Source organism: Veillonella sp. CHU740, assembly GCF_003992055.1.
GTDB lineage: Bacteria > Bacillota > Negativicutes > Veillonellales > Veillonellaceae > F0422.
In genome coordinates this window covers 20,468-27,477 of the sequence record NZ_RQVD01000018.1, presented here as the reverse complement: position 1 = coordinate 27,477, position 7,010 = coordinate 20,468, and the positions used below count along the sequence as shown (strand labels likewise).

Genomic DNA, 7,010 nt, shown 5'->3' with positions numbered 1-7,010 from the left:
AGCAGGGCTCATGATTTATAGGAGCGAAGCGACGCATAAATCATAGAGCATCGCTTAGTTCCTGGCGTAAGATTTTGGAGCCCCAAAGGGGCGCTCAAAATCCACAGCTAGGAACAAATAGGAAGTTGCTGATTAAGAAAATAAAGAAGACGCCGAAAGGCGTCTTTTTTATTTTCTAATGTAATATATTATTATGCTCTAGCCGTTTCCAGCCAGATTAATCGAGTAATAACTAAGGTATACCTCATAAGGCCTGGGATAAGCAGGGCTCATGATTTATAGGAGCGAAGCGACGCATAAATCATAGAGCATCGCTTAGTTCCTGGCGTAAGATTTTGAAGCCCTAAAGGGCGCACAAAATCCACAGCCAGGAACAGGAAGTTGCAAATGACAAGGTACTAAGAGAGCCGTTTCCAGCCAATATGTCTCAAGTAAGAACTATGAAAGAATGCAATAGGCCTGGGATCCGCAGTGAACCACTTTCATAGGAGCGAAGCACGCGCATAAGCAGGACTCATGATTTGAAGGAGTGAAACGACGCGCAAATCATAGAGTATCGCTTAGTTCCTAGTGTAAGGTTTTGTAGCTCTATAGGAGCTAACAAAACCCACAGCTAGGAACAAAAAGGACAAGGGATATTAGTCCTTAACGTAAGATTTTCTACGACCGAAGTGAGTAAAGAAAACCCACAGGCCAGAACAGGAAGTTGCAAATGACAAAGTAATATCTGAAAAGCCATTTCTAGGCAACAATTTAATATTATACTGAAATATAAAAGACTATAATGAAAGATACTAGTTCATTATAGTCTTTTTATATATTAATTTTTAGTTTGCAGCCTTAACTTCTAAGGATTGTCCACGAACTTTGTTTGGATCCATTGCTTGAGAGAGTGTTTCTGGTGTTACTTCTAAATCGGTATCTTTTTGGACAGTTACTGTAAATAATTGACCAGGCTCATAGTATATATTTTCACCACGCATGAAGAATCCACCTACAATAGAAACAGCAGCAGTAACAGCAACTGCACCTGTATCATCAGATCCATATCCGTTGACATATCCATTAAGAGGAATATTTATATCATTCAGTGTACGAATAGCTGGAATCTCTATGATTAATCTACCGCCACGACCAAACATTCCATTACCATGAGAGTCAAGAACTTTTCCTCGGACTTCCTCACCCTTTGGTATGATTACAGTGCCATTAAGAATTAAATTATCGACAGTTTTTAGAACAAAAGTAGCATTTTTTTTGCTTTTTTTAGAACTAATGGGTTGTGTTAATTCAAGAGTGATCGGTGTATCTTTTGGTACATATAGGTTGCCTTTAGGTATTGTACCTATAGTCATTGATTCTGGAGATAAAATATTTTGAATTTTATTTGTGATACTACTTGGATTCTCCTTCATTTGTTTTTCTAGTTCAGGATTAATAGTAGTTTTTATAGCTACGTTAATATCATGTGTGTGTTTCGCATCTACTGTGACAGATGAAAGGCTAGAAGCTAATACTCCTAGGGCTAAAGCAACAATATACTTTTTAGATTTCATAGAATATACCCCCTTATAAAATGCATTATGATGATACTTATAGAATATCATATACAAAGTCATTTCTCTAGTTTGAAGTATATTTTTATTTATCTATCAGTAAAATATAAAGAACAATTCTCATTTATGAATTTGCATATTTATGTATATAGTTTTACCCTATAGTATTCTATAGTTTATATCCAATTGACTACATAGGAATAAGAATATACAATAGTAGACGTTATTATAGCTCTGTATTCAGTAATAACTAGATATTGTCTATAAGGGTATGTCGATACATATATAGTAAATATAAAATAAAACTATATATTTATAAAATTAGATATAGGTATTATCAATATATTAAATTTATAGATTAATAATCCAACTATCACAGCAAATAGATATATTGTCACTATATATTAAGTAGTATATATTAACCATCGAGTAGAATACATAAAAAAATACAGCAGTAAGGGGGAACCAATCATGTACCAACACGTAATAGATTTAATAGGCTCTACGCCTTTGGTGGCATTGGATGCTTTTACAAAACTATATCAATTGAATGGTCGCTTGTTAGGAAAACTAGAATATTTTAATCCACTGGGTAGTGTGAAGGATCGTGTTGCCTACGGAATGATCAAAGAGGGAATTGACTCTGGGGTGATACAAAAAGATACGGTGCTCATTGAACCTACTAGTGGTAATACAGGAATTGGTCTCGCTTTTGTAGCAGCCCAAATGGGGCTTAAGTTAATTCTTGTTATGCCCGACACGATGAGTGTGGAGCGTCAACGTATCGTACGAGCATTGGGTGCGTTGGTTGTGCTTTCACCGGGTATAGAAGGGATGAAAGGAAGTATTCGGGTGGCTGAAGAGTTACAACAAATACATGGCAATGCTTTCATCTTGCAACAATTTACAAACCCTGCGAATCCGAACACTCATTATGAAACTACAGGTCCTGAGATTTGGAAGGATACAAATGGTAAAGTAGATGTATTTATTTCTTCTATTGGGACAGGGGGCACTGTGACAGGGGTGGGTCGCTATCTAAAAGGGCAAAACCCAAATGTGCAGATTATCGGAGTAGAGCCAACTACATCGGCTGTATTATCTGGCAAAGAAGCTGGACCTCATGGTATCCAAGGGATTGGAGCAGGATTTATCCCTGATGTATTAGATACTAAGCTGTTAGATAAGATTGTGATGGTCTCTACAGAGGATGCCTACACATGTACACGGACTATTGCTAAAACAGAAGGATTGTTACTTGGTATCTCCTCTGGGTCTGCTTTACAAGCGGCTATACAAATTGGTCAGGACCCGGCCTATAAGGATAAGAATATTGTTGTATTGCTACCAGATGGTGGGGAACGCTACTTATCAACAGGTATTTTTGATGCTTAATACATATTATACTATGGCTCTTAAGCCTGTATTTACAGAGTTGAAATGTTTAATGAAATGTATGGAAGCTGCTAGTAGGCCATATATGGAATAAGTAGATTGTATGTCGTGTATTAATAGAACGTATGAAATCCTTTGTAAAAGTCAGTGGATTTTCTATAAAACAAGCACGAAATACTATGCTATAGTTTGCAAATCAAACTGATAGAAGCATGCCTTAGACATGACGATGGAGGATATATATGAAACGAAAACGATATAGAAACTGGCTCATCGCCATGATAGGCATTGTATGTATAGGGACTTTCACGGGGTGTATGAAAGAACCCAAAATAGTAGGTAATGAGGTGTATATTACGAATGTATCCTACGATAGTACACGTGAGTTTTATGAGGACTATAACCGACTATTTCGTGAGCATTATAAGGCTATCACTGGAAAGGATGTGCATGTCACGCAATCTCATGGTGGTTCCAGTGCACAGGCGCGGTCCATCATTGAAGGGAATGATGCCGATATTGTGTCCTTAGGGTCTTCGCAAGATATAGAAATGCTGAATCGTGTGCACTTACTCGATGCGAATTGGGAGGATATGTTTCCCAATCATTCGGCTCCTTATACGTCGACTATTGTATTTTTAGTGCGTAAAGGTAATCCTCAGCATATACAAGATTGGGCAGATTTAGAGAGACCTGGGATTTCCATCGTAGCTCCAGATCCGAAGAGTTCTAGTGCGGCTTGTTGGATATTCATGGCGGCTTGGGATCACGGACTTAGGGTATATGGCACAGAAACAGGTGCGAAAGGCTATGTAAAAGCTCTTTATGACCATGTGAAAGTCTTAGATGCGGGTGCTCGTAGTGCGGCGACGACTTTCGTAGAAAATAAGCAAGGGGATGTACTCTTAATTTGGGAAAATGAAGCCTTACAAATTGTGAAGAACTATCCAGGTCAATATGAGCTGGTCATACCTAAAACGAGCATCGTCGCAGAGCCGAATGTAGCTCTTGTAAAAGGAATTACAGATCGAGATCAAACCACAGAGGTGGCTCGTGATTATATTCAGTATTTATATTCCGATGAAGGACAACGATTGATTGGTTCTTATGGATTTAGACCGTCCAATCCAGCTATTTTACAGGAGTTTTCTTCGACTTTTAACCATAGGATAGAGTTAACAACAATTCACGCCTATGGCGGATGGGATGCAGTGTATAAAAAGTTTTTTGATGAAGGTGGGGTATTTGATGAAATCTATGGAACATAATACATCGTGGCTTTCACGAATGATAGGCCCTACATCGACACGAATCATTCCAGGTATGGGCTTGTCATTAGGCATTACCATTGCCTTATTATCGATCTGTATCATCATTCCTTTAGGGTCAGTGTTTTTCCATGGATTGTCCTTGCCTTGGGATACTTGGAAAGTATTGCTTACAAAAGTGAATGTAGTACAAGCCTTTAAAACTAGTTTATTAACAGCCGCTATTGCAGCAGCTATCAATGTAGTATTTGGTTTTATCTTGGCTTGGGTTCTGGTGCGCTACACATTTCCAGGGAAAGCCTTACTGAATAGCATGATAGAACTCCCCTTTGCACTACCAACAGCGGTGGCTGGGATTACCTTATCGAAGCTGTATACTGATACAGGTTGGTTTGGATCTATCTTGTCGCACTGGGGGATTCACGTGGCTTATAGTCAAATAGGCATTGTGGTAGCCCTCGTATTTGTAGGGATTCCTTTTGTGGTACGGTCCTTGGAACCTGTGCTAGAAACCTTAGACCCTATTTATGAAGAGGCAGCTTTCATGATGGGTGCCAGTAAATTTAGATTGTATCGACAAGTTATTTTTCCTGAATTGTTGCCGCCCTTGTTGACTGGTTTTAGTTTGGCCTTTGCCAGAGGGATTGGCGAATATGGTAGCATCATTTACATTTCAGGGAATAGTTTTAAAAATCACACGCAGGCTGTGTCCTATGTGATTATGCAAAAGTTAAATTATGCCGATTATAGCAGTGCTACGGCCATCGCTATCGTGTTACTAGGCATTTCGTTTTCTATCTTGTTAGTAGTGAATCTAATTCAGAATCATCACGCAAAGCGTATTAAAGGGAGGTAATAGGTCTATGAAAGGACGATACGGTTCTACCTTGTTAATTCTATTAGCTTGGGTATTCATTATTTTTATGCTCCTTATTCCTATGCTTTCAGTAGTGTTTCAATCTTTATCTTTAGGTTGGCAGTTCTATGTGCAGTCTATTAGCACTGTCTATGTGATGAAATCTTTGGGGCTGACCTTACTGGTAATGGTCATTGCTATGTTGGTGAGCGCCATCTTCGGAGTGGCAGCTGCCTTTGCGGTATCGAAGTTCGATTTTTCTGGTAAAACATTGATCGCCACTTTGGCAGATATACCATTTTCCGTATCTCCCGTTATTGCAGGGTTAGCTTTTTTACTCACCTTTGGTCGATTGGGTTGGTTGGGGCCGTACATCAATCAGTTCAATGCGTGGACGGGTTTAGACATTCGTATTGTGTTTGCTATACCAGGGGTTATCTTGGTGACCGTATTCATGACTATGCCCTTTGTATTTCGTGAAATTTTGCCAGTCCTGTTGAATCAAGGCCGAGAAGAAGAGGAAGCAGCGGCTTTGATGGGGGCGTCTGGATGGCGGATTTTTAAGGATATTACCTTTCCTCACATCAAATGGCCTTTGTTGTATGGAATTATCTTGTGCGGGGCCCGGGCTATGGGTGAATTTGGTGCGGTGGCAGCTGTATCTAAGGCGAGAGGAGCTACGTTCACCTTGCCATTAGAAATCGACGCTCTTTATATGTCTGGTACTGAAAGTGCCGTAGTAGCATCCTTTAGTGTGTCGTCGGTGCTGATTCTGTTGGCTTTCATTATGATTGCCTTGCGCACCTATGCAGCACATAAAGCTAGCCATCGGTAATAATCATCATCGATACAGGTAGAGGGAGGAAATGCATGTACGTTAGTTTATCGAATATATATAAAAATTATGGAGACTTTCAGGCGTCGAAAGATGTGTCCTTGTCTATTGAGAAGGGCAGCTTGGTAGCCCTCTTAGGACCTAGTGGAAGCGGGAAGACAACTATACTACGGATGATTGCCGGTTTGGAAACACCTGATGAAGGCGATATTTACATCAATGGTACACGGGTCAATACTGTGGCACCTGCAGACAGAGGAATTGGATTTTTATTTCAAAGTTATGCGTTGTTTCGCTATATGACGGTGTTTGATAACATTGCCTTTGGGTTGACTGTGAAGAAAGCGAGTAAGGAGGAAATCCATCGTCGTGTAACAGATCTCATCGATCTCATCGGACTTAGTGGACTAGAAGATAGATATCCAAGTCAATTATCTGGTGGACAACGGCAACGGGTTGCCTTTGCTAGAGCATTGGCACCGAACCCAGATGTGTTGCTCTTGGATGAACCCTTTGCAGCCATTGATGCAAAGGTGAAAGAAGAACTTCGCATGTGGTTACGCCATACGATTCAGCAAATTGGGATTACTACTATCTTTGTCACCCATGATCAAGAAGAGGCCTTAGAAATGGCGGATCAAATTGTGGTGACCAACAAAGGTTGTATTGAACAAGTGGGAACGCCACAGGAGATTTACTGTAATCCAAAGACTCCGTTTGTAGCTAAGTTCTTAGGTAAGTCTTCTGTTGTAGAAGGGTATGACGTGTTAAAGGGCTTTCAGAAAATCGAAAATGTAAAGGAAGCCTTAATTCGACCAGAATATATCAGCATTTATCCTCAAGGGACTTTACACCGTTATCGCAGCGTGGTGGAGCTAGGTCATATTGAACATATTTTGTTCAAAGGTAATCGCTTGGAAGTGACGGTCCGGATTGGTGAGTTAGTACTGGTGGCAAATCATACCATCGATGGACATGCTTTCAAAGTCGGTGATGCGGTGGATGTGTTGATTTCAAGAATTTGCATCTATGATGAGACGGATACGTATCTAGTAGAAAATGAAGGTATGAATACAAGTAGCTTGTTCTATATTTAGTAC

General features: G+C 39.9%; 6 protein-coding genes. 5 read left to right on the top strand and 1 reads right to left on the bottom strand.

Going from position 1 to position 7,010, the window contains the following annotated elements:
• Nucleotides 1–827 precede the first annotated feature (827 nt).
• Nucleotides 828–1,556 carry a hypothetical protein gene (locus EO115_RS08240; RefSeq protein ID WP_126938467.1) on the bottom strand — a complete coding sequence of 243 codons (729 nt, stop codon included), beginning with the start codon at nt 1,554–1,556 and terminating at the stop codon, nt 828–830.
• A gap of 471 nt (nt 1,557–2,027) precedes the next feature.
• Here EO115_RS08240 and cysK point away from each other — a divergent pair, with 471 nt between their 5' ends.
• From cysK to EO115_RS08215, 5 genes are all read left to right on the top strand, one after another.
• Entirely contained in the window at nt 2,028–2,951 is a 924-nt protein-coding gene (gene cysK / locus EO115_RS08235; protein ID WP_126938466.1) for a cysteine synthase A, read from the top strand.
• Nucleotides 2,952–3,193: 242 nt separating this feature from the next.
• On the top strand, nt 3,194–4,219 hold the full coding sequence (locus tag EO115_RS08230) for a sulfate ABC transporter substrate-binding protein (protein WP_126938465.1): 1,026 nt from the start codon (nt 3,194–3,196) through the stop codon (nt 4,217–4,219).
• The gene (cysT, locus tag EO115_RS08225) at nt 4,200–5,075 is read left to right on the top strand and encodes a sulfate ABC transporter permease subunit CysT (protein WP_240629001.1); all 876 of its coding nucleotides are present in this window, start codon (nt 4,200–4,202) and stop codon (nt 5,073–5,075) included. Before EO115_RS08230 ends, cysT begins: the two co-directional genes overlap by 20 nt.
• 7 nt (nt 5,076–5,082) lie before the next feature.
• On the top strand, nt 5,083–5,910 hold the full coding sequence (locus tag EO115_RS08220; protein WP_126938464.1) for a sulfate ABC transporter permease: 828 nt from the start codon (nt 5,083–5,085) through the stop codon (nt 5,908–5,910).
• Nucleotides 5,911–5,945: 35 nt separating this feature from the next.
• Nucleotides 5,946–7,007: an ABC transporter ATP-binding protein gene (locus EO115_RS08215; RefSeq protein WP_126938463.1), complete on the top strand. Its 1,062-nt coding sequence runs from the start codon at nt 5,946–5,948 to the stop codon at nt 7,005–7,007.
• Nucleotides 7,008–7,010 lie beyond the last annotated feature (3 nt).

Excerpts from the sequence above, each read along its gene's own strand:
- EO115_RS08240 (WP_126938467.1), bottom strand. The coding sequence starts at position 1,556 with ATGAAATCTAAAAAGTATATTGTTGCTTTAGCCCTAGGAGTATTAGCT.
- cysK (WP_126938466.1), top strand. The coding sequence starts at position 2,028 with ATGTACCAACACGTAATAGATTTAATAGGCTCTACGCCTTTGGTGGCA.
- EO115_RS08230 (WP_126938465.1), top strand. The coding sequence starts at position 3,194 with ATGAAACGAAAACGATATAGAAACTGGCTCATCGCCATGATAGGCATT.
- cysT (WP_240629001.1), top strand. The coding sequence starts at position 4,200 with ATGAAATCTATGGAACATAATACATCGTGGCTTTCACGAATGATAGGC.
- EO115_RS08220 (WP_126938464.1), top strand. The coding sequence starts at position 5,083 with ATGAAAGGACGATACGGTTCTACCTTGTTAATTCTATTAGCTTGGGTA.
- EO115_RS08215 (WP_126938463.1), top strand. The coding sequence starts at position 5,946 with ATGTACGTTAGTTTATCGAATATATATAAAAATTATGGAGACTTTCAG.